This window comes from Parazoarcus sp. PS-13 R2A (assembly GCF_057621855.1).
The window spans coordinates 1-428 of record NZ_JBYEXN010000069.1 but is presented as its reverse complement, the minus strand read 5'-3'; the positions used below and the strand labels follow the sequence as shown (position 1 = coordinate 428).

Sequence of the window (428 nt, the reverse complement as noted above, 5' to 3'; positions counted from 1 at the left end):
CCGGCCTCGGCCAGCAGCACGTTCATGTGCCCTGGCATCCGCCCCGCCACCGGGTGAATGGCAAACACCACCTCCACCCCGCCCTCTTCGAGCAGCTGCGCCATCTCCCACACCTTGTGCTGCGCCCCGGCCACCGCCATGCCGTAACCGGGCACGATGACGACCTTGCTCGCGTAACGCATCACCGACGCGGCATCGAGCGCGGAGAACTCCTTCATCGTGCCTTCGATGGCCTCGCCCTCACCCTCTGCCGCCGCGCCGGTGAGCGGTGCGAAGATGATGTTCTTGATCGGGCGGTTCATCGCCTTGGCCATCAACTGCGTGAGCAGCGTACCCGAGGCACCGACCACGATACCGGCCACGATCAGCGCGGGGTTGCCGAGCACGAAGCCTTCGAAGCCCACGGCCAGACCGGTGAAGGCGTTGAG

Annotated in this window: 1 protein-coding gene; it reads right to left on the bottom strand. The window is 66.8% G+C overall.

Features of this window, described 5'->3' with window-relative positions; genetic code table 11:
- The coding region (locus AC22G6_RS21860) for an NAD(P)(+) transhydrogenase (Re/Si-specific) subunit beta (RefSeq protein WP_487368512.1) at nucleotides 1–428 on the bottom strand (428 nt) is incomplete at both ends.